27 protein-coding genes and 1 riboswitch are annotated in these 21,752 nt (G+C 42.0%); of the genes, 6 read left to right on the plus strand and 21 right to left on the minus strand.

Features of this window, described 5'->3' with window-relative positions:
* The 9 genes from nrfD to B5Y67_RS06210 form a co-directional block, all read right to left on the minus strand.
* Positions 1–1,167, minus strand: a complete 1,167-nt coding sequence (gene nrfD, locus B5Y67_RS06170) for an NrfD/PsrC family molybdoenzyme membrane anchor subunit (protein ID WP_088225624.1) — start codon at positions 1,165–1,167, stop codon at positions 1–3.
* Positions 1,167–1,763 (minus strand): 4Fe-4S dicluster domain-containing protein, encoded by a 597-nt coding sequence (locus B5Y67_RS06175; protein WP_088225625.1) that lies wholly within the window; start codon positions 1,761–1,763, stop codon positions 1,167–1,169. The genes nrfD and B5Y67_RS06175 overlap by 1 nt, the downstream gene beginning before the upstream one ends.
* Positions 1,764–2,150: 387 nt before the next feature.
* Positions 2,151–2,378 (minus strand): twin-arginine translocase TatA/TatE family subunit, encoded by a 228-nt coding sequence (gene tatA, locus B5Y67_RS06180; RefSeq protein WP_088225626.1) that lies wholly within the window; start codon positions 2,376–2,378, stop codon positions 2,151–2,153.
* 240 nt (positions 2,379–2,618) lie between these two features.
* Positions 2,619–3,827 carry a gephyrin-like molybdotransferase Glp gene (glp, locus tag B5Y67_RS06185; protein WP_170932607.1) on the minus strand — a complete coding sequence of 403 codons (1,209 nt, stop codon included), beginning with the start codon at positions 3,825–3,827 and terminating at the stop codon, positions 2,619–2,621.
* Between the two features lie 57 nt (positions 3,828–3,884).
* A complete protein-coding gene (locus B5Y67_RS06190; protein ID WP_088225628.1) occupies positions 3,885–4,934 on the minus strand; it encodes a 4Fe-4S binding protein in 1,050 nt (349 codons plus the stop codon).
* Positions 4,922–5,506, minus strand: coding sequence for a molybdenum cofactor guanylyltransferase (locus B5Y67_RS06195; RefSeq protein ID WP_242975884.1), 585 nt, complete (start codon positions 5,504–5,506; stop codon positions 4,922–4,924). The genes B5Y67_RS06190 and B5Y67_RS06195 overlap by 13 nt, the downstream gene beginning before the upstream one ends.
* Before the next feature lie 22 nt (positions 5,507–5,528).
* Positions 5,529–6,065 carry a molybdopterin-binding protein gene (locus B5Y67_RS06200; RefSeq protein WP_242975885.1) on the minus strand — a complete coding sequence of 179 codons (537 nt, stop codon included), beginning with the start codon at positions 6,063–6,065 and terminating at the stop codon, positions 5,529–5,531.
* Positions 6,066–6,322: 257 nt separating this feature from the next.
* Positions 6,323–7,516 (minus strand): IS256 family transposase, encoded by a 1,194-nt coding sequence (locus B5Y67_RS06205; RefSeq protein ID WP_088225630.1) that lies wholly within the window; start codon positions 7,514–7,516, stop codon positions 6,323–6,325.
* Positions 7,517–7,614: 98 nt separating this feature from the next.
* Entirely contained in the window at positions 7,615–7,950 is a 336-nt protein-coding gene (locus B5Y67_RS06210; protein ID WP_088225631.1) for a hypothetical protein, read from the minus strand.
* A 226-nt stretch (positions 7,951–8,176) separates the two neighbouring features.
* A riboswitch (molybdenum cofactor riboswitch) is annotated at positions 8,177–8,300 on the minus strand.
* 355 nt (positions 8,301–8,655) lie between these two features.
* Here B5Y67_RS06210 and B5Y67_RS06215 point away from each other — a divergent pair.
* Entirely contained in the window at positions 8,656–10,098 is a 1,443-nt protein-coding gene (locus B5Y67_RS06215) for a transposase (RefSeq protein WP_088225632.1), read from the plus strand.
* A 178-nt stretch (positions 10,099–10,276) separates the two neighbouring features.
* Here the strand turns inward: B5Y67_RS06215 and tatA (B5Y67_RS06220) are convergent, their stop codons facing one another.
* Positions 10,277–10,489 (minus strand): twin-arginine translocase TatA/TatE family subunit, encoded by a 213-nt coding sequence (gene tatA / locus B5Y67_RS06220; protein WP_088225668.1) that lies wholly within the window; start codon positions 10,487–10,489, stop codon positions 10,277–10,279.
* A gap of 284 nt (positions 10,490–10,773) precedes the next feature.
* Between tatA (B5Y67_RS06220) and B5Y67_RS06225 the strand changes: the two genes are divergently transcribed.
* The 5 genes from B5Y67_RS06225 (at position 10,774) to B5Y67_RS06245 (ending at position 14,874) form a co-directional block, all read left to right on the plus strand.
* Positions 10,774–11,151, plus strand: coding sequence for a carboxymuconolactone decarboxylase family protein (locus B5Y67_RS06225; protein ID WP_207652401.1), 378 nt, complete (start codon positions 10,774–10,776; stop codon positions 11,149–11,151).
* Positions 11,152–11,250: 99 nt separating this feature from the next.
* On the plus strand, positions 11,251–11,811 hold the full coding sequence (locus tag B5Y67_RS06230) for a putative zinc-binding protein (RefSeq protein ID WP_088225634.1): 561 nt from the start codon (positions 11,251–11,253) through the stop codon (positions 11,809–11,811).
* Between the two features lie 13 nt (positions 11,812–11,824).
* Complete coding sequence (locus B5Y67_RS06235) at positions 11,825–13,246, plus strand: MFS transporter (RefSeq protein WP_088225635.1); 1,422 nt, start codon at positions 11,825–11,827, stop codon at positions 13,244–13,246.
* A 69-nt stretch (positions 13,247–13,315) separates the two neighbouring features.
* Entirely contained in the window at positions 13,316–13,633 is a 318-nt protein-coding gene (locus B5Y67_RS06240; RefSeq protein ID WP_170932609.1) for a metalloregulator ArsR/SmtB family transcription factor, read from the plus strand.
* Positions 13,634–13,797: 164 nt separating this feature from the next.
* Positions 13,798–14,874: a cation diffusion facilitator family transporter gene (locus B5Y67_RS06245; RefSeq protein ID WP_088225637.1), complete on the plus strand. Its 1,077-nt coding sequence runs from the start codon at positions 13,798–13,800 to the stop codon at positions 14,872–14,874.
* Positions 14,875–14,998: 124 nt separating this feature from the next.
* Here the strand turns inward: B5Y67_RS06245 and B5Y67_RS06250 are convergent, their stop codons facing one another.
* The 11 genes from B5Y67_RS06250 to B5Y67_RS06300 all read right to left on the minus strand — a co-directional run bounded on the left by B5Y67_RS06250 (position 14,999) and on the right by B5Y67_RS06300 (position 21,489).
* A complete protein-coding gene (locus tag B5Y67_RS06250) occupies positions 14,999–16,156 on the minus strand; it encodes an aminotransferase class V-fold PLP-dependent enzyme (protein ID WP_088225638.1) in 1,158 nt (385 codons plus the stop codon).
* A 53-nt stretch (positions 16,157–16,209) separates the two neighbouring features.
* Complete coding sequence (locus B5Y67_RS06255; protein ID WP_088225639.1) at positions 16,210–16,476, minus strand: DUF3343 domain-containing protein; 267 nt, start codon at positions 16,474–16,476, stop codon at positions 16,210–16,212.
* A 43-nt stretch (positions 16,477–16,519) separates the two neighbouring features.
* Entirely contained in the window at positions 16,520–17,056 is a 537-nt protein-coding gene (locus B5Y67_RS06260; RefSeq protein WP_088187985.1) for a permease, read from the minus strand.
* Positions 17,053–17,532, minus strand: coding sequence for a permease (locus tag B5Y67_RS06265; protein WP_088187984.1), 480 nt, complete (start codon positions 17,530–17,532; stop codon positions 17,053–17,055). Before B5Y67_RS06265 ends, B5Y67_RS06260 begins: the two co-directional genes overlap by 4 nt.
* Before the next feature lie 269 nt (positions 17,533–17,801).
* Positions 17,802–18,131 (minus strand): hypothetical protein, encoded by a 330-nt coding sequence (locus tag B5Y67_RS06270; RefSeq protein WP_207652402.1) that lies wholly within the window; start codon positions 18,129–18,131, stop codon positions 17,802–17,804.
* 462 nt (positions 18,132–18,593) lie between these two features.
* Positions 18,594–18,947, minus strand: a complete 354-nt coding sequence (locus tag B5Y67_RS06275; protein ID WP_088225640.1) for a putative zinc-binding protein — start codon at positions 18,945–18,947, stop codon at positions 18,594–18,596.
* A 27-nt stretch (positions 18,948–18,974) separates the two neighbouring features.
* On the minus strand, positions 18,975–19,301 hold the full coding sequence (locus B5Y67_RS06280; RefSeq protein WP_088225641.1) for a YnfA family protein: 327 nt from the start codon (positions 19,299–19,301) through the stop codon (positions 18,975–18,977).
* 3 nt (positions 19,302–19,304) lie between these two features.
* Positions 19,305–19,775 carry a (2Fe-2S)-binding protein gene (locus B5Y67_RS06285; RefSeq protein WP_207652403.1) on the minus strand — a complete coding sequence of 157 codons (471 nt, stop codon included), beginning with the start codon at positions 19,773–19,775 and terminating at the stop codon, positions 19,305–19,307.
* Between the two features lie 18 nt (positions 19,776–19,793).
* Positions 19,794–20,180, minus strand: coding sequence for a metalloregulator ArsR/SmtB family transcription factor (locus B5Y67_RS06290; protein ID WP_140419059.1), 387 nt, complete (start codon positions 20,178–20,180; stop codon positions 19,794–19,796).
* 32 nt (positions 20,181–20,212) lie between these two features.
* A complete protein-coding gene (locus B5Y67_RS06295; RefSeq protein ID WP_088225642.1) occupies positions 20,213–21,229 on the minus strand; it encodes a permease in 1,017 nt (338 codons plus the stop codon).
* A gap of 14 nt (positions 21,230–21,243) precedes the next feature.
* Complete coding sequence (locus B5Y67_RS06300; protein WP_088225643.1) at positions 21,244–21,489, minus strand: thioredoxin family protein; 246 nt, start codon at positions 21,487–21,489, stop codon at positions 21,244–21,246.
* Between the last annotated feature and the right edge of the window lie 263 nt (positions 21,490–21,752).

The following is a 21,752-nucleotide window of genomic DNA, read 5'->3' on the forward strand; positions in this document are numbered from 1 at the left end:
TTATTGAGCAACCCCCTTCGTGGCTTGACTTGTCAATTTAACTTGAGCACCCGGACGATTCATCGGCAAGACAGCATAAAGGAAAGAAAGTACCACAGTTGTTGCCACAGCTAATCCGATAACAATGGTAAGATCATGTCCTGAAACAACATACTCAAGCATCTTGCTGCCAGTCAAAGGAAGTTCTTGTCCACCGATCACCAGATTGATCCGCATCGCTAAAACCCCAATAATCGTCAGCACGGAAGCTACCACCACGGCCGGTATACTTTGGCGCGCTTTCTTAGAGAGAAGGATCAAGAGCGGAAGGAGCATCCCTAAACCATTCTCCAAGCCCAAGAAACTCCAGGCATCTCCGTGTAAGAGATAGTAGGCTGCGGCATAACCCGCTTCACTGGAATACCAAAGTACGATAAAGTAAATAATCATCAGAGCCCCATCAATGACAATAAACCATTTCATAAGATTGGCAATATCAGGAATGAGGGATTTGATATCGTCACTTACCTTGCCAAATTTAAATTTCTCAACCAACAGGAGCACAATGATAAAGAGTCCTGTTCCCGATACCATAGCAGACATCAAAAAGATAATTGGCATTAACGGTGTATGCCAGATTGCCCGTGCTTGAACATTGCCCAGAATGAAGCCCGTGTATCCGTGAACAGCCAAGGCTAAAGGGACACCTAAAGTTCCGAAAAACTTAGACTTCTTCTTGTCATTTTCTTTGGCCGCAGCAGACATGTCAGTCTTGCCAAAGAGTAAGAAACGATAAAGTCCTGCTTTAAAGCCTGATCCATTCATATTATTGACAAAATCCTGACGGAACATATACCAAGCATAGATGAGTAAACAAATCGGATATAAAACAAGCAGGTAGACACCCCAGGACATTGCCGAGCTTGGATTGACGTGCAGAAAAAGATTGAGGGCGCGACTCGGCTGCTCCAGGTCAAACAGCAGGTGTAAAGGCGCAAAGAGCAAAAGGACGATAGCCATTAAAACACCGACTTTGGAAACCTTTTTATATTTCTCTATCCCAAAAACAGTTCCCAGGCTTGTCAGAATAAAGGAACCGGCACTCATGCCAGTGTAGTAGAAGTATACGGCGATGAGTAATCCCCAGTAAATTTCGTGATTCGTGTTAAATAAATGCACCGTCGTCATTACTTCTCACCTCCTACAATATTGAGGAGATTTGGCCGCAAGGCTTTGTCGTCAGCCCCAATGTAATATGTTTGTGGTCGATTGTTCGTTTCAGGCTTACTGACATTCACGGGTTGAGTGGCCACTAGTTTAAAGACTTCGCTCGTCGGATCGTTTAGGTCCCCAAATACCCGAGCTCCCGAAATACAGGTATTAACACAAGCTGGTTGTAACCCAGCCTCTAGTCTTTCGTGACAATAAGTGCATTTTTCGGCGGTTTTTCTCACCGGATTGATAAACCGGGCATCATACGGACAGGCCGCAATACAATACTTACAACCGATACAACGATCATAATCAATGAGAACCGTACCATCCTCAAGTTGATAGGTTGCTTTCACAGGGCAAACATTGAGGCAGGATGGATTTTTACAGTGATTACACAGTCTAGGCAAACGTTGACGGGATACAGTGGGGAATTTACCCGTCTCTAATTCGTCGACCCAGTTCCTAAAGACGCCAAGAGGTACATTGTTTTCGCTCTTACAGGCCACTTGGCAAGCGTGACAGCCGACACATTTGCGCAGGTCTATCACCATGGCGTAGCGTTTTCCCATTATCTCATCTCCTTCATATAATAAGTGCTTGCCACCTTCGCCAAATACGGGCAGGCGCAGATTTCCGCACCCTATCGGTTCCAACTTGAAACAGCCGGAACTCGGAGGCAGATGAACTCTTTCATCACTATAAATTTTAGATTAATTTTAGCTATTTACTAGAAGGTAAACACCTGATTTATTTACTCAAAATCCCTATGAGGACTGATTGCTTTGTAAGGGATTTACCTTACAAAGCGGTCTCCTTTAGCTAATAAATAAGAGGATGTGTAATAAATCAGTCCTCAGAATTCCAAGTGGTTATTTCGAGCAAACAAAAAGCGTCCTCCTTTTCACTTATCCAAGTGGAGTGAGAACGCTCATGTTTTATTGTGCAATCTTTTAATATTACCCTTCTTCTACGATAGTTTTAGCGTTATCTTTTGCGTTATCTTTCTGAGTTCCAATAGTTTCAACTATTTTAATAGGTTCTTGAGACGCATTCTTGAACTCGTTGATTCCTCTGCCTAAGGATTTTCCTAGCTCAGGCAATTTGCCTGGACCAAAGATGATTAAGGCCACAACCAGAACAACGATCAATTCGGTTGGAGCCAGGATACCGAATGAAATTAACACATATTCCGCCTCCGTTTCTATGAGATGTGTTAAGCATAAACGAAATTAAGTAGATTGACTATACGTGAAAACCCTGACAATTTATCCGTTAATACCATGAAAAATCCTGCCACCAAGAATCTAAGATAATTATAGGTTAAATAACCTGGTATAGGTATATTAGGGCTACCCCTTATTCACATTGTACTTTGAATGGCTAACTATTGTCTCATCCAAGTAAGATTAACGAAAGTTAATGCTCTACTGTTTCCAACGATTAAATAAAATAACTTGACAGCCATCTCCATCATTTAAAACCGCTCCGGGTGCAAGATCAATTACACCATTAGCCTCCGCAAGTGATTTCAAGACACCCGATTTTTGTTTTGGGGATATCTTTGCTATTATCCCCTCTGAAGTCTCCACAATTTGCACTCTTATCATTCTGCGTGTTGAAGCTGGTTTACGGATATCCCCACGGACTCTCGCATAGCACCTTTTAAGATTCGCCTCACGGTGTCCTAGAATCATTCTAATTAAGGGAGCTAAAAATAATTCTGCTCCAATCATGGCGGCAGCAGGATTCCCGGATAAGCCGATAATGATTTGATCCTTATAAAGACCGATAACCATCGGAGTGCCTGGCCTAATGGAAACTTTCCAAAATAGTATCTCACCTCCCATATGAAGAATCGCTTCTTTTAGTCGATCATAATCTCCAACTGACACCCCACCGGTTGTCACTAATAAATTCACTTTTTTTAGAGCATTTTCTATAGCTAATGAGGTTGTTTCGAGGGAGTCCGAGACGATACCTAAATCTAGCGCTTCTCCCCCTAAATCCTCTACTAAAGCAATAAGAGATGGTAGATTGCTGTTAAATATCTTACCCGGAGTTAACGGCTCACCCAAAGCAACTAATTCGTCCCCCGTTGAGAGAACCCCGACCTTTGGCTGTCTAAAGACAGGGACTTTAGAGATTCCTTGGGCTGCCAGCAACCCAATATATGCTGGTGTAATAACTGTCCCTTTACTCAACAAAGGTTCACCTTCAGTTACATCTTCACCACATAAAGCGATATTATCTCCCGGCTTCCATTGTTTTTTAACAACTATTTGTTCCCCTTGGACACACACATCTTCTTGGCGGATGACCGCTACGATTCCCTTAGCAACCGGAGCACCTGTGAAAATCCTTAGCCCATTGCCAGGGGTTATTAGATCTTCATAGGTATAGCCTGCGGGTGTTTCCCCTATGATCTTAAATTGATTGAGACCCGTATCTTTTGAACTTATCCCGTAACCATCAACTGCCGAACGATCAAACGGCGGTATGTTTGTTTGGGCTGTAAGGTCCTCTGCCAATACTCTTCGGAGGGAATCCCTAAGCAATACGTGCTCAACACCTAATGTTTGGCCATATCTGCTTAGAATATGGTTAGATTCCTCAAGCGAAATCAACTCAAACATAAACACTCTCCTCATCTGGTTTATAAAAATAGAAGTTGAATTTATTGTGTAGTCTGATTAAAGAAATTTATCAGCCGATGTATTGTTGGATGCACAAGCTATGCAAAGATGCGCATTATTATCCTCAAAAATCTGTTTTCCACAGCAGCTGCAGTTTAGCGGAATCCCCTCGTGCAGCAACACTTTTCCAGTCAAATACTTGTAGGAAAGATGTTTCATTTCTGATTTCATCGCTTGGGGGCGGCAAGTATCGATGCAACGGTTGCATTGAACGCATTTATAGGGTTCTAATATTATCTTTATCGAATCCCCGTTTTCCTTTTTCAGCAGGGCATTCTGAGGGCAGATTAAAGTGCAAATACCACAACTCGTGCAACAATCAGATATCGTTGGTACCATAAAAGGAATTTTAGTTTCAATTCTGTCTTGGAGTAATTGAATCAATCTTTTCCTTGATTTCGGTATGGGATATCCTTTTGTATTTATTAAACTTGGCAACACATCTTCTAATTTTCTTTTGTTTTGATTCAACCACCCATTGAACTCCTGACGTCTTGATAACCCAGATTCCTTATTTCTGTCATGCTTTGAAGATTGTGCATTATTCAAATCATCCCCAGTATCTGGAGCGACTCTAATTTTTAATGAAGCCTTCGCTACTTGTTCTGAGTAATATTCCATTAATGTTTGGATACTTATTTTACATGCTTGTTTGTCCGGACAGTTTCTGCATTCACCCGTGTAAATGTTAACCGGTTTTTCTCGTGCCATAATCAGCAAGCTTCCCCAGCTATCCTGATCAAAGATACCTAAACATGGGATTTCAAAATCCATTCTTATTGCCTGTGGACAATTTAATGACACACTTTGGCTGAGAGCCACATAATCCATAAGCTCATCATAAATTCTGTTTACAAATCCATCACTCGGACAAATCGCCATACATAGACCGCACTCAGTACAATGATCCGCTTTAATTTGTATTGAACCGTCTATTGCTTTATGGGGACAGGAATCAAAGCATAAACGGCAAGGATTGGCAATCGACCGTTTTGTATTCAAACAATTCTCCTTGAGATTAATTACATCACACATCACTTTAGCCATTGTAATCTCCTTAAGTCCTCGGGAGTATTAATATTGCAGAAAATCCTATCCATGTTTCCAAATTGGGAAAGTGCCTGTTCGGAAACAACGTTAACAGTACAGTAATGGTAAAAATCAAGAATTTTATACAGACCCTCTTTAATATTCTTCTCTATATAAGGAATACACTTTTGGGAATAAAAGGCATGTAAGGGATGCAATCCCCTGAAATCAGGTACAACAACATCAGCACATGATGTACGTTGATAAAGCGTTAGGATAAGCTCAGAACTTAAAAACGGCATATCACAAGCAACAAAAAATAGTTTATCGTAATTTGCTCTCCTCATGCTACTGTAAAGCCCTCCTATAGGACCCTTATCAATAATCTCATCTCTAATAACCTGTACATCATACTTAGAAAACAAAGATGGTTCATTACTGCTGATTAACACTTCTGAAAAGACTCGTTGGAGCACTTCAAGGCTTTTGTCAATAAACAGACGTCCATCAAGTTCCAGAAAAGCCTTATGTCTCCCCATTCTTGAGTTCTTCCCGCCTGCTAGTAGTACACCGGTAGCCTTAATTTCCAACTTATCGACCCTCCATTTTTTGTTATGCCTTCCCGAACGGGCATATTGGATATTTACACTCCGGACATTGTAAACATAATCCACCGTGTGATAGTTCAACGAGATTCTGTCTGACTAAACGTTCTCCACATAGAATCCGAGGAAGCACGAGATCAAGAATTGAAGCCTTACTATACATCACACACCCTGGAAGGCCCATGATTGGAATTTCTCCATAATACGCCAAAAGAAACATTGCCCCAGGTAAGACCGGCAGTCCATAGGTTACTATCTCGGCACCAGTTTGCCGTATTCCATATGGAGTTACATCATCAGGGTCGACTGACATTCCCCCAGTCACTACAATAGCCTCTGCACCTTTACTAATAAGGCTCTTAATAGTATCTGAGATTTTCTCTGAATCATCCGGAACAAAAACTTGTTCTAACACTGAACTGCCTAACGCCTCAAGCTTTTTAGTAACCACCGGCCCAAATTTATCCTCAATTCTTTTGTAAAACACCTCATTGCCCGTTGTTATCAACCCGACCTTAAACAATTGAAAAGGTAATATTGTCACTAATATATCCTGATGTAATACCGTCTCGGGGTACCGTCAAGAGTTTTTCGCAAATTCGCTTCCACTTGGTAAGAATACAGGGGTTAATTTCCCGTTGACCCCAGAGTAAGACTTGATATGGGGACGGCGGATGCTACCCTTAAATGAGGGATGGGGCTTACCCTAAAGAAATACCTCCTGATAGCCACAGCCCTCGACCCATTGATGTATCCGACGTGGGGACCCATGTCAAGTCTGCCCCAGAGCGTTCTTTTAAGTTAACCTGCAACAGAATTTGTCGCCTCTTGATTCATTTCATCGAGATGGGTCATGCTCATGTATCGTTTCGTTCCCCAATCCTTACTGGCTACATGTCGAAGTAGGGCACAGACCAGCATCAGTGCTGAATTACCATCTGGAAAGGTGCCAACTACTCGGGTTCTCCTGCGAATTTCCCGATTTAATCGTTCAATGACGTTGTTACTACGCAGCCTGGACCAATGGACATACGGGAAATCCATATAACTTAGAGTTTCATGAATACCTTCTTCAACCTTTTTGGCCGCTTCTTTTAGCTTCATTTCCTGAAGTTTGAGTACGACTGCGGCGGCTTTTTCCTTGGCGGCCGTTTTATCTTCCTGGGCATGGATCGCTTTAAGCATCGCTGATACTTCTTTCATTTTTGAACGAGGAGTGACTGAAAAAATATTTCGGTAAAAATGAACGTAACAGCGTTGGAATTTGGCCTCGGGAAAGGTTTCGTTAACCGCTTCCAAAAGCCCCAGGCATTTATCTCCGACAACTAATCGGACTCCAGAAAGTCCACGTTCTTTTAAGCTCTTGAGAAACTCTTGCCAACTGGCTTTGTCTTCTTTCATTCCCTCGGATGCTCCAATGACCTCCCGGTAGCCATCTTCATTCACACCGATAGCTATAAGGACAGCTACATTTTCGTATTCGCCACCCCAGTTGCGCTTAAGATAAATCCCATCGACATAAACATAGGGATACCTGCCTTGTAAAGGCCGGTTGCGCCATGTCTCAATGTGCCCATAGACCTTTTTATTAAGTTGGCTGACCGTCCCGGCAGAGACCTTGGTTCCCCATAGAGCTTCGGTAATATCCTCGACTCTCCGTACGGAGACACCCGCTAAATACATCTCAATTAAGGCTTCTTCAACAGAACTTTCTCTCCGGCGGTATCGTTCGATGATTGCTGTTTCAAAAGCGACACCTTTAAGTTTGGGTACTTTCAAAGTGACCTCTCCGGAAGTCGTAGTTAGATTACGCTCATAATGGCCAGATCGATATCCCTTACGATCTTCGGTACGCTCGTATTTACTGGCATTTGTCAGTTCAGTGGCTTCTTGGTCCAACAGGCTGTTCAGGGTCTCCTCAACGCTGTTGCGTACCAATTCTTTTAATTCCTGCTTTATGGCTCCCTCGTTTAAGTGTATAATTTTTTCAGACATAGTCGCAGCCCCTTTCTTGGAAGATTGGTGTGGTAACTTTATCTTTCCAAGTGGTTGCTTCTATGTCCTTCTTTTAGGACAAATTATATTTGCGAAACTTATGATACCTTATCCGTCTCGGCTTCAATTATTTTGTCTTCCTCAATGACTAAGGGAACCACTCTTGTTCCTGCAACTACATCCCCTTCATTGACCAAGGTATTATTATGCCTCGATGCAAAGATGATCTGATCAATTGAATTCAATGAATATAGCAAGTCTTTGTTGATTTTAAGCAATCCTCGTTCTTTGGAAATAAGATTGACTTTTCCTTCAGAAGGTTCAGTTAGCGTCAAATTTCCCCCACAGGCTGCGCCAGCAAGCCGTAAGGCTGCTTCATTTTCATGGATGGTCCCCTTTGTTATTTCCCAAACATAAATATGCTCTTTTCTCATGCTGAGAAGAACCTCTACGTCCTCTGGGCGTATTATATGCCCTTTTTTAAAAAGCGGCTCCTTTGAATTTGCCGGGAATAATTTTTGTGAGATCATGGCAAAGCGCACTGCCTACGGCTTCTGACACATGAATCATTTTCATAAATCTTACCTCCATTTTTTACATTTATTCGTAAACAAATCATAAAAAAATCCTTGTTTGGAATATGTCAAACAAGGACTGTGTAAACACAACCCGAATTCTCCTTTCCAAAAACGCGGAGGCACGGTTGTTTCCTTCCGTACCCGAAACGGCCAAATTACCCTGCTTTTATCAGTTTAGGTAAAGAGGCTCGGAGATTCTCTATAACTTTTGCGAAAAAATTGACTTCGAATTATCATATGCTTATTAAGGTATCTTGTCTGTTATCTTGTTTATGAGTCTACTTCATTTTCATTGTCCTCATAAAGTCTTTATACCCTCCTGCCCCTAAAGAATAACGACTATAAATTCAATTATAAGAAATGATATGAAAAATGAAATCTAGGATAAATGCTAGTACCTGTAAGGGAAAACCCTAATAGTAATATTGAAGTTTCGCACCCAATGAAAACGGCTTATAATCCTATCAAATAAAGGATAAAAGATAAGCAAAATCCGCATGAACACTGGGTTTTTGGTATAATTAAGTGTCCAGCCAAATCAACCAAAAACGAGGTGTTATCATGCGGAAATCTGTCAAAGAAATTGAAGATGTCCTCCAAAGTCATGGTTATTCGATTGACACTATTATATTGAATGTCATGAAAACGTTCAAGCTTAAAACACTATGTTGTAAAGTAGGTTTTCAAAAACAGGATGGCTATAGCGCTTCTGAAATTATCACAATCATGGTCATGCTCCCTCTTATGTTAATTGAAAGTGTTAACGCTTTGTACAAAAGTGAGTTTCAAAAGATTACCGCTATGAAAAAAGATGCTCTTTATCGCTTGAAAAACAATGAGAAATTGCCGTGGAGGGCTTTACTACTGGTAATAACAAAACAGTTTCAACATTTGGTAAATCCTAACAACGAAATCGCAGACAAATCTGCCTTCATTTTGGACGATACAACTCACGCTAAGACAGGGCGCAGAATTGAAAAGATCTCCAGGGTATTTGACCATGTCGCAGGAAGAAAAGGCATGAAACTTGGTTATAAAAATTTAACCCTTGGTTTCTATGACGGAAAAAGTTTCAATCCTTTGGATTTCACTCTCCAGGCAGAAAAGCCGTTAAAGAAGGCCCGACACCGCAAGGAACAGTACAAAAAATTGCGAAATCCCAAATCTTCTGGAGCCAAACGTATCCGTGAGTGTCACGTTAGCAAAATTACCAATGGTCTTAACCTGCTAAAGCGAGCCGTCAAAAAGGGATTTCGTGCGAACTATGTGCTTGTCGACAGTTGGTTCAGCAGCCATGAGTTTATCGAAACGGTCCGGGGCTTAGGTAAAAAGCCTATGCACCTGATCTGTGGGGTGCGACAAGATCCAAGGAACTATACTTACAATGGGCAATCTCTTAACGCCCGTGAATTGCATAAAGTTTTGAAAACTAAAGGAGACGAAAAACGTTGCCGTAAACGGAATAGCCGTTATTTTGAAGTCATCGTTGATTACGAAGGGATCGGTAAAGTCAAACTCTACTACTGTCGTTTTCCCTATCAAAAGAAGTGGCGATTGTTTCTGTCAACAGATATCTCCCTTGGATTCCTAAGCATGATGGAGATTTACAGCGCCCGTTGGAGTATCGAAGTATTTTTCAAGGAAACCAAACAGTACCTAAAGTTAGGGACTTGTCAATCTCGGGATTTTGATGCTCAGATTGCCCATGTAACAACGTGTTATATAATCTATACCTTGCTGGCCTATTTTAGGCGAGTAAACGCTTATGAATCATTAGATGGATTATTTGCAGCAATCAAAGATGACCTCATTGAGAAGAATCTAGCCGAGCGACTCTGGGAATTGTTCGATGAATTGTTGCAAGTGGTGATCACAGGTATCTCCAAGTCTGGTATTGTGGACATTTTGGAATTTAAGAATTCCGCTGAATATCTGTACCTAAAAGAGCTTTTCGAGAATTCTTTTTTAAATAATCAGCTTAAGAACCTTGAAAAAGCCAGTTAAACATTAAAATCGAGTGAAATACCCTTTTCTAAAGGCTAACTAGAAAGTGAATCAAATGTATTTCAGGGGTGCGAAACTTCAGAGTAATAAATACTACTACAATCAAAAAGCGTCCTCCTTTCACAATCAAAGTGGAGTGAGGACGTTTGTGTTTTTTATTGTGGTGATCTTTTAATGATTACCCTTCTTCACTATCTTTAGCGATATCTTTCTGGGTGCTTATAGATTCAACTATTTTAATAGGTTCTTGAGAGGCCGTTTTAAACTCGTTGATTCCTCTGCCTAAAGATTTGCCTAACTCCGGCAACTTGCCTGGACCAAAGATGATTAGAGCGACAACAAGAACAACAATCAATTCGGTTGGAGCTAGAAAACCGAAAGAAATTAACACATCTCCCGCCTCCGTTTCTATAGATGTATTAAGCATAAACGAAATAAACCTTCTTTGCTATACGTGAAAACCCTGACATTTATCTGTTTAATATCCATGAAAATTCCCGACACCGAGAATCTAAGCGAAGCTAAAAAATAATCATAGGATACCTCTTGTTTTTAAAAAATAAAGTGATAAAATTATTATATTAGAATTTACTAATATGATAATAAGGCAAATGCCATGTAGTTCTTCACAAATACTCTAAATTTATGGCATTAAAAAAAGAGGAGGCAAAACTCATGTCAACAGTAAAGCTTATCCAAGATCAAGAGGCATCCCCAGAAGTAAAACAAGTGTTTGCGAATCTTGAGAAAGAAAAAGGGATGGTTCCTACGACGTTTCGCGCTTTAGCCAATTTTCCCGATTACATGAAAGCGACGCTCATGAAAATGAAAACAGCAATGGCTCCCGGGAAAATCGACGCTAAAACAAAAATGCTGATTGCCTTAACTACATCCATCAACAACGGCTCAGATATGTGCATTGCCAACTTCAGCAAACAGCTCAAAAACATGGGGGTTACCGATGAAGAACTCTTAGAAGTTATCGCGGTCATTGACAGTGCAACCGGCATGAACCGAGTTAATACTGGGCTGCGCATCTTCCCTCAAGAATAAAACCTTCCGACCCAACCCAGGAATGATCGACATTTTCCGATCATTCCTCGGTAAACTACAGTCTTGTAAACCATAAAAATTTAAAGAGGTGTATTTAAAATGTCAGACAATAATGTACGATGCTCCTGTCAAAGTGGAGAACCTCTCCAAGATAACTTAGTGAAAAATCTCCCGAATACGAACACAAACGTTTCTGACTCCTCCGGCTCACCTAAGCCTGAGGGAGACAAAGACACGAATTGGTACCTTCCCTATATGAATGCCATTACAGAAGGAAAAGAAGTTGAAGAGAAAAAGAGCCCTGTTGCCCTGTTTTATTGCGCGGGGGCCTCAAATGTTGGGCAATCCACCGTCACAGGCTGTGTGGAAACAGCTGATATCTTGGGCTATAACCGTGTCGCACTCCTTTGCCTAGCCAGCATATCCGCCGGCTTGAAAAATATGATGAATGGTGCTAAAAACGCTCGAGGAATTGTCGCCGTAGATGGATGTCCGATGTCCTGTGCTAAAAGAACCTTAGAAAAGGCTGAGCTCAAGGTTGATCAGCATCTTATTGTCAGTAAAGATTTGAATGTTCCTAAAAATTTCCGGCTCAGCGATTCGAGCGCAATTAAACAAGTAACGAATGCTGTGGTCCAAGCCGTTCTAAGCATTGACTAAGGAGGTTAGGGCTATGTCTTCTTCTGTATCTCCCTTACCGGCAGCTAAACAAAAACGTTCCTATGTATTAGCCTGTGTTGCCACAGGCGCCTTTCTATCAACCTTTGACGGTGGAGTCGTAAACGTCGGACTCCCACGTATGGCTGCGGAATTCAAAGTCAGTTTGTCCATGATCCAGTGGGTACCCTCTGTTTACCTCCTAACCATGTCAGCGTTACTTCTAATCTTTGGGACTTTAGCCGATATGTTCGGCCGGAAGAGAATTTATAACGGCGGGTTTGCGTTAGTTGGCATTTTTTCGCTTCTCTGCATAATCAGCAATAATGTCTATCTCTTGATCTTTACCCGAGTCTTGCAAGGGGTCGGGGGAGCCATGATCATGGCTAACGGCTTAGCAATCGCCACGGAAAATTATCCCCCTGAACAACGCGGGAAAAACATTGGTTTCCTTGGCTCAGTAGCAGCTATAGGGAGCTTAGCCGGGCCTTCGCTCGGCGGCATTGTGATCGGACTTTGGGGATGGCGAATGATTTTTGTGCTTATCGCTATGGTTGCAGCCACTGGTTTCTTAGCCTCGCATTTTATTATCCCGGCAGATCATGGTAAAACCCGCAATAGTAAAAAGTTTGACACTTGGGGAGCTGTGTACGTCATCATTGGGATGGTTAGCTTCATCTACAGTGTTTCTAATCTCAATGATTTTGGTTGGTTCTCTACACCAATTCTGACGAGCAGTACAATCTTTCTCCTCAGTCTGATCGCTGTCTATTTTCAGGAAAGAAAAGCACTCAACCCCATTTTGGATTTCGAGCTCTTTAAAATGCGCATTTTCTGGACATCTATCGTAGCTGCACTAATCTCCTTTATTACCATGTATTCCAGTACGGTACTCCTTCCTTTTTATTACCAAAAGGTCTTAGGATACACGCCGCAGCTGGCAGGACTGTTTATGATGGCCTTTCCCCTTGGCATGGCGATTATGGCGACCTTCGCCGGACGGCTCTCTGACAAAATCGGCTATTCGTTTTTAACCAGCAGCGGCATGATTCTTAATGCCTTCGCTTTGGTCCTCTTGGCCAATGTCGGCGAAAAAACTCCAGTTATTCAAGTTATCCTCGCTGTCTTTGGCATGGGAGCCTCCTTGGGTCTTTTTCAAGCCCCCAACAATTCCTGCATTATGGGTGCAGTACCCAAGAATAAATTGGGCGTAGCCTCAGGCATCAGCCAATTAGTCAAAAACTTAGGGATGGTCTTAGGGATCACTCTTTCGGTCGCGATTTTTCAGTATGGTATGAACTCCAGAACTTCCCTTCCTTATGTCGCCGCTTTTTTACCCAGCTCTGCGATCGTTTACTATATAGCTGCTGGGTTAAGTATTATCGGTTCCCTGTTCTCTCTCAATCGCGGTGACAAAAGAATTCCTAAGAATCAATGATACCTTATCAATAATCTGCGCATAGTGTTCACAATTTGAAACGCAAAATGTCTGAGACGAGGAGTCATTTTGAACTATCTTGGTCATCACCACTTCTGCCATACAGATTGCCAAACTCCGCAACGTTTAAATGAGCTTGTACACTCTGTCGAACAGATTAAGCGAGTGACTCCTCTTTTCAACGCTCTTGCTGATAAAACACGCGTTAAGATTATTTATGCCCTGCTTCTGAAACCAGATCTTTGCGTCTATGAGATTGCTCAGCTTACAGATTTGACCATCTCTGCGGCTTCCCATCATTTGCGGCTGCTAAAGTCAATGGGTCTCGCAAAGAAGGAAAGCTTGTTCGTTATAACCTTTACGACAAACACGTCAAGATCATCTTAGAGAAAGCGCTCGACCATAGCAACCACCTTCCTACGTTTTAGGTGTTATATTTTTTTACTTCACATTCAAACGTATGTTTTAATATTCATATAACCTAAACATATTTATAAAACAAGAAACAATAAAACTAAAAATTTGATATTTATAGAGGGAGGGAAAATTGAATGTCAAAACCCAATAATTTCGAAATTGGAACTCATAACCATAAGCATGAGCATGAGCATGAGCATGAGCATGAGCACAACCACGACCACATCCATGACCATGACCATACTCAGAATCAACTTGATATTGGCCATGATCATCACGGACACAACCATGGTGCTCTTGGAGGGCATGTTCATGCCACAGGAACGAAGTTAAAATGGGCCTTTTTTGCTACCTTCTTAATTTTGGCTGTTGAAGTGATTGGAGGAAGCTTAGCAAATAGCTTAGCCCTGCTCAGTGATGCCGGTCACGTACTGACTGATGTTGCCGCCTTAGGTCTTGCTTGGTTTGCGGCCGTCCAAGCGCAGAAATCTCCAACTCTTGATAAAACGTTCGGCTACCATCGCACTGGAATTTTAGCGGCTTTAGCCAATTCTCTTACCCTGATTATTATTGCCTTCGTAATTCTTTATGAGGCTTTTTACCGTTTCCAATATCCCCAACCCGTTGAAAGTACCATTATGTATTTGAGCGCGGGCGTCGGTGTGCTCGTTAATCTAGCAATCGCTTTAGGCTTCCGGGGAGGGGAAGATAACCTTAATGTCCGCTCGGCCCTGCTCCATGTTTTAGGAGATGCTGCAGCCTCGGCCGGTGTCATCCTTGGTGCAGTGCTCATGCAATTTACGCACTGGTATGTTATTGATCCAATCATCTCCGTTTTAATTGCTCTTCTGATTGCTTGGAATGCCTGGAAGATCGTAAAAGAAACGCTGCACATTTTAATGGAAGGGGCTCCGATCAATTTTGAATATGATCGTTTATTATCGTTCATTCGCACCCTGTCCGGTACTAAAGATATCCATGATCTTCATGTCTGGAGTGTGACTCCGGAACGAGTTGCCCTTAGTTGTCACCTTGTGATTGATTCCAATAGTTCTCTGGATCAGAGCAGGGAAATAATGCAACAATTAAAAGCTTATATTCTTGAAAAGTTCGGAATTTCACATACAACCATCGAAGTCGAGTTTGAAACATTTCCCTGCGGCTGTAATGCACTCCTTTGTCAGGAAACTCTCTGGAGAAAAGCCGAGTAAACATTTTTGCGAGCTATTTACTTTCATAGAACTCAACCGCAAGGGAATTTGGAATAAATAACAGGTGCATCTATACCAACTGTAAAGATGCACCCGTTCGTCGCTTGGGATGAAACTAATCATGCTATACCAATGATGTCGAGTATTCGCTTGCGACCTTTCTCACTACCTGCAGCACAGTTTCAAGTTCTTCCTCACTCGTGAAATGGGAAGGGCTAAAGCGAACAACTCCCTGACTTAGGGTTCCGAGCATCCTATGGGCATGGGCCGCACAATGCAGCCCTGCTCGGGCAACTATTTCTGCTTCTTCTTCTAAAGCAAAGGCGGTTTCCACGGAATCCAGTTCTCCAATGTTAAAAGCCACAATGGGGGACCGTCGCTCCACCATGTCGCTTCCATAAAGCTTAACCTCCGGAATCTCCCGTAAACCGTTCCATAATTTCCGGCAAAGTTCCTGTTCTCTTACCCGTATCCGATCGATTCCCTGGTCTAGGATGTAGCGCACGCCCGCCCCTAGTCCCGCAATTCCTGGACCGTTCAGTGTACCGCTCTCCAAGGCATCCGGCAGAAAGTCCGGCTGACGGTCCTCTTCGGAGAGGCTCCCAGTGCCACCATAAATTAATGGCTCCAAGTGAATTCCCGGCTTGAAAATGAGCCCGCCCGTTCCTTGAGGTCCTAAAAGGCCTTTATGTCCCGGAAAAGCAAGTAAGTCCACGTCAAGGCGTCCTAAATCAATAGAAAAAACCCCTGCCGTTTGCGCAGCATCTAATAAATATAACGCCCCGTGCTCATGAGCAATTTGACCAGTTTCTCTGATCGGTAACAATGTTCCGGTGACATTTGAGGCATGTAAGGTTACCACTAACTTGGTATTGGGTTGAAAAGCTTTGTCGTAGGCCTCAAGATCGAACTCTCCTCCTAGCGTCCCGGGAATTTCGCTTACCTCTACCCCGCGATTTTTCAAGGCGAAAAGTGGTCTGGCCACTGCATTATGTTCGATCGAAGACGTAATAACATGATCCCCCGGCTGCAACAGTCCAAATAAGGCTTGATTCAAAGCATGAGTGGCATTCTGAGTAAAGACAACTCTCTTCGGATCATCTGTACCGAATAAAACACACAAGTCTTCTCTCGTCTGATAGATCAGCCTGGCCATCTTCATTGCTGCGCCATGTCCACCTCGGCCGGCATTTCCCATTTTAGTTACAAGGGCCTCTTCGATAGCCTCCACAACTTGTTTTGGCTTCGGCCAAGTCGTTGCCGCATTATCTAAGTAAATCATGATCTTTCAACTCCTTTCTGAACAACCGGATTTTGTATTTGCTTAAATCGTCGTCACCATACTAATGAGAAAAATCCATCCTCGCGTGCTTCATACGCTCCCGTCAGAACGACTCCATCATCAATCACTTCATCGACAATTTCTTTGCGCTCCAAGGGAAAGCACAATGACGTATTACAGCCGGATCTTAAACTTCGTGGAGTAGGAATACTGGCAAATGGACAATCGAACCGAGTGAGGACCTTCTCTGCTCCCAATGCTTCCGTTAACGATGGGAACGTGATTACAGCCCTATACTCTTTTAATTTTCCGTATAACACATAATTCCCCCCTTACTGCGAAGAACATTTCCCCTTAGCTGTCTTAAGCAACGTTACCTGCCTGATCATAGATGTATTGCTTTTCTTTTTCATTAAGTATTTTTGCCGTGATATAGGCAATTAACATAATCCCCGGTATATCGATGACAAATCGAGTCATCATAAACTTCCACCCCATGGAAGAAGCCTCAAATAAAAGCATCGGTATTTTGGTGGTTGACCAGGCCCCAATAAAAATTAAGACGTTAGAAAACTTGCTCCCCTTCTGCAGGAGTACTCCAGCAATAGGAAACGCTGCATATAACGGTCCGGCCGCGGCCGAACCTAAGAAGAATGCGATGAGAATGCCCAGGATTCCTGATTTCTCGCCCATCAACTTGATCATTGTTTCTCGTTGTACCCAGACATCTAAGAGACCTAAGAGAATAAATATGGGTGGAATAACCGAAAGCATTTCCACCGTATTGCTCCAAGTGATCTCAGCAGACTTTTGACCGACTGTTGGATACAAACAATAAACGACGATATTAATGACGAGCAGTACTAAGAAATACTTATAGCGTTTAAGCAGCATTTTCATCTCAGCACCACCCCGATTGCAATGGCTACGATAAAGGAGAAGGCGAAGGCTAAGCTATTTCTGAGTAGTGCAGCTTTTCTGCCGAAATACTTGATCTCTAAAGGGATGGTCACGATGCCAACCATCATGAGGGTTGAAATAAATACGGCAATTTGCATGAAACCAGCACCGTTTTTCAATAAAGCTGACGCTAACGGAAAAGCTACAAATCCAGGGATCAAAGTAACAGAACCGACCAGAGAAGCCATCAACATCCCTAACCACCCGGATTTTTCTCCGATTAATCCCGAAATCACTTCAGGACTCAAAACCGCCAGCATGATCCCTATAATCACTAAAATAGCCAAGAACTGAGGCAGGATATTTTCAAACGATTTCCAGGCCTTTTTTAAGGCCATATAGGTCTTTTTCTTATCCTTTATAAAGGAAAGGACAAGAAAGCCGAAAGCTGCTATATACATCAAAATCGTAAACATATTCCAACTTCCCTTCTTAATATTACTAAATTATAATATAATTATAATAATACTCCCATTACCTTCTCTGTCAATATCTGCATAGAAATAATCAAGGGTCAGCAAACAAACATTGATGTTTGTTGCTAACCCTTGATTTGGATAGTTCAAGGTTGTTACATTACTTCTTCACATCGTACTTAACCATTAGGCAAACTTCTTAATCGGTACTTTAACCCGGGAGAGATCTCCTGCTTGAAAACTGACGCTGATCTGACCTTCCCCTATTACTATTGGCAAATCTTCTTAACCTCATCATAGACCCTACTGTGGCTGATTCCGCCATAAAAGCGTACCACCCCGTTAACCGCAACCAGTGGTAAAGCAAATCCGTTCTTAAACATTGTGTGCGCAGTATCGTAGCCCTTTAGATCATCTTCAAAAACATCAATGAACCGCAATTTTATGTTAGAAGCTAAATCACTTTCCTGACAAAACCGGACCAAATCCTCAAACATTTCCCCCATGGTCTTTTCCGTCGTTGACCCACAGGCTCCACCGCAACTGCACGTACCAGACGGAGCCTCTTCACGGATTCCGAACACATCCACCTGAACCATGCGTCTCCCCTCCCCCGTTAATTGTTTCTCAGATTTGTTACACAATAATATTATCATAATTTTGGAAATTTTGCGCTTCTGATAATTACCTATTGAAATTATGATGTATATTCACCGGATCACCCCTTTGTGTCTAAGCGAGAATAATTCAGAAGAATATGTTACCCATCATCATTCGTGATCAAGGGTATGGTATTGCTGCCGATTAACTCTCCTTCCTTTGGACCGTTTCTACAAAGTCGATAAATCCCGTCAAGGCCTTGGCACAAGACTAGGACTTGCGATAGCTAAGCATTTATTCGATCTACATAACGCCAAGGGTAAATTATCTGATGGTAATACCCTTCTTGGCCAAAATAGTGAGCAAGTTCACTTTCTAAAAATATCATTTAGAAACTGAATTAACCCGGGGAACTCGTGTACCGGTACCTCGGGTTAATTCAATTACCTAGCGGTCCTAATTTAGACAACAGTCGAACCCAATAATCGTTCGATCACTTCCTGCACTAAGGATACCTCTTCATCAATATTTAATAACTCTGCATATTTTTCATTATTTTTTGGATCAAAATCCTTAGTCATGACGATTTCTTCATGTGGTTTAATTCTTGCTATCTCAAATTCCTTAGAAGCACATTTTGCCGGACAGCCATTTAGGGCAATATACTTTTCGTGAATACCACTTTCATTGTCAAGAGGTAAACCTACATGGGGTAGTACGCGTATTATTTCGTCATCTACGAAAAATTCAGCCACCGTTTTTGTCATCATACTGACGTTACAACGACCTTGACATGGGAAAATCCCGATATTCATAATTGTAACCATCCCTTTCGATGCACTCTAATGACGTGGCGCCCACAATATTATAGAAACACCAACTAAACATATTGCAGCTCCGATCCAATCGTAAATATCTGGTACTTTATGATCAATTCCCCAGCCCCATAATACGGCAAGAAAGATAAAAACTCCTCCATAGGCGGCATAAACTCTGCCAAAGTCAGGAAACCTCTGTAAGGTGGGTATGACGCCATAAAGTATGAGAATTAGTCCTCCTAGAATTCCATACCAAAATGACTTGGCTTCCCTGAGCCATAGCCAAACCAGGTAACCTCCCCCTATTTCCGCTAAGCCAGCGAGAATAAAAAGTATCATGGCGTTAAACATGATTTAGCTCTCCTTAGTAATTGACTCCAAGAGACATTTTACGTTACTGAGGCAGCAAGAACCCTCGGGGTTATTTACATCACACCCACATCGGCCAGCCTTCGTATGAGCAGTAATCTCCTCTAAGGCGGTAGCTCTGCCCGTTTCCTTAAATTCTTGCAGCACTCTTTTTTTAGTCCAGCCGAAACAGTAACAAACTGGGCAGTCTTCATCCTCGCTTTTTGTGTAGACTTCGACTTTAATGTCTATCGTTTTAAATACCCCTTGTCTTTCGTTAAAATAAACTACGGAACAAGCTTTGTTGGTACACATTTTGTAAGAAGCTGAAGGTTCTAGTTTAGCTAAGGCACTTGGTACTAACAGACTTTTCAACGTAATAATTTTTATGGGTCTGCCTTTATCACCGCACTCCGGGCAAGTAAACCCTAAGTCAAAGTTTATTGGTTCGTTTTGAAGAGCACAATAATCCACCACTTTTTCACCATCTTTCTATCAGCCTTCAAACTCATTCCCATCTAATTTTAGCAAACAAGCTGCATTTTTACTGTGCAAGGGGGATGGAGACGGTCTTTGAGTGCACAAGCTTCGAATGGGTTCAGCATAGTCTTTGAAGACAGAAGGTTCATCTTCAGGAAATAGTGATTGAAGAACATCGGCATTGAGAGAATAATAAACCCATTTGCCTTCTTTCTTGGCGTTAATTAATTCTGCTTGCCTGAGGATTTTCAGATGGTGGGAGACTGCCGGTTGAGACAGACCTACCCCAACAATGAGCTCGCAGACACACATTTCTTGCTTTGTTAACATTTCCAGAATGGTTAGCCTTGTTTCATCCGCTAGAGCACTATAGAATTCAGCGATTTTCCTTAGTCGGCCCAAACGTTCCACCTCCTTGAGCTTAGTAAATTAGGCTACGCCATAATGGCATTAAAGAGATAACCCACAAAAATAATCGTTACGGTCATAATCCCAATAAATATCCCAATCAACTTCGGCTTTAAGACTTTACGCAAAATAATCATCTCAGGCAAGCTCAGAGCGGTCACAGCCATCATGAAGGCAAGTACCGTGCCCAAGGCCATTCCTTTTTCCATCAAAACATTGACAATCGGGATGATTCCTGCAGCATTGGAATAAAGCGGTACTCCAATTGCGACAGCTAAAGGTACGGCAAACAGGTTGTCTTTCCCGGCATATCTAACCAAAAAATCAGCAGGTGCATAGCCATGCATAAAACCGCCGATGGCAATCCCGATGAGAACATAAAGCCAGACTTTCTTCAAGATATCCTGAACATAACCCCAGGCGTAGTCCACTCTTTCTTTCCAGGTCAACTTAACTAACTCGTTTTCCCCCATTTTGATGTTATAGACATAATCCTCAACCTGATGTTCCAATTTAAGTCTGCCTATTATTATCCCACCGATGATAGCTACAATAACTCCGGTCGAAATATAAATTGCAGCGATTTTCCAACCAAACATTCCCCAGAGCATGATAAGAGCCACTTCATTGACCATTGGTGAGGAAATCAGGAAAGAAAAAGTCACCCCCAGCGGCACACCTGACTCCACAAAACCAATAAACACCGGAACTGCTGAACAGGAACAAAAGGGTGTTACTATCCCCAACAGAGCTGCCAGAACATTCCCGAGAAACTCGCGCAGGCTGCTTTCTGTTTCAACGGTTACGGCACCCGTTCCGTCTCCTGTATCTACCTTTACCTCCCGCTTCCCACTGAGAATTTTCCTTGTCCTCTCCGGTGGAAAAAAACTTCGGATAATGGAAACTAAAAAAATGATTACCGCTAGCATCAAGAAAATTTTCACAGTGTCATAGATGAAAAAATCTAATGCTGAACCTAAATGACTTTGAGGGGATAACCCCATGACCTGGTAGACTAAATAATCCACAAAAGCTTGCCACATATAAGTCACCTTCTTTAAGCATCTTCGCTCATAATAAATTCTTTAATCGTGTTCTTGGCAGGCAGTTTACCAGCAATCTTCACTTTGTTATTAATGACCAAACATGGTGTGGACATCACTCCGAAGGACATGATTTCCTTAATTTCCGTTACCTTAATAACCTCGGCCGCAGTTTTTGTTTCCTTTAGCACCTCCAAAACAAGCTGTTCCATTTTCTTGCAATTGGCACATCCGCCTGTACTTAGAATCTTGATTTCCATTGTCTTGCACATCCTTTCAATAGTAAGGGTAGTTGTTAAATAAGTTGTAGTCTTATCTTTATTATACTGTTATATTTAGATATTTCAATATGTAAATATATTTTTTTGTTTATTGGTTAAATAATGGTGCAAACCATAAAGATGACAAATGAACGCAAAAAGAATTGACCAGGAATAAGTAAATGGTCTTTCGTTTTAAGAAAGAGAAGAGCAAAATGCGAAACAAGAAAATATGAGAGTCTCTCGCCAAAACGAAAAACTCT

It is taken from the genome of Desulfosporosinus sp. FKB (assembly GCF_002196705.1).
GTDB lineage: Bacteria > Bacillota > Desulfitobacteriia > Desulfitobacteriales > Desulfitobacteriaceae > Desulfosporosinus.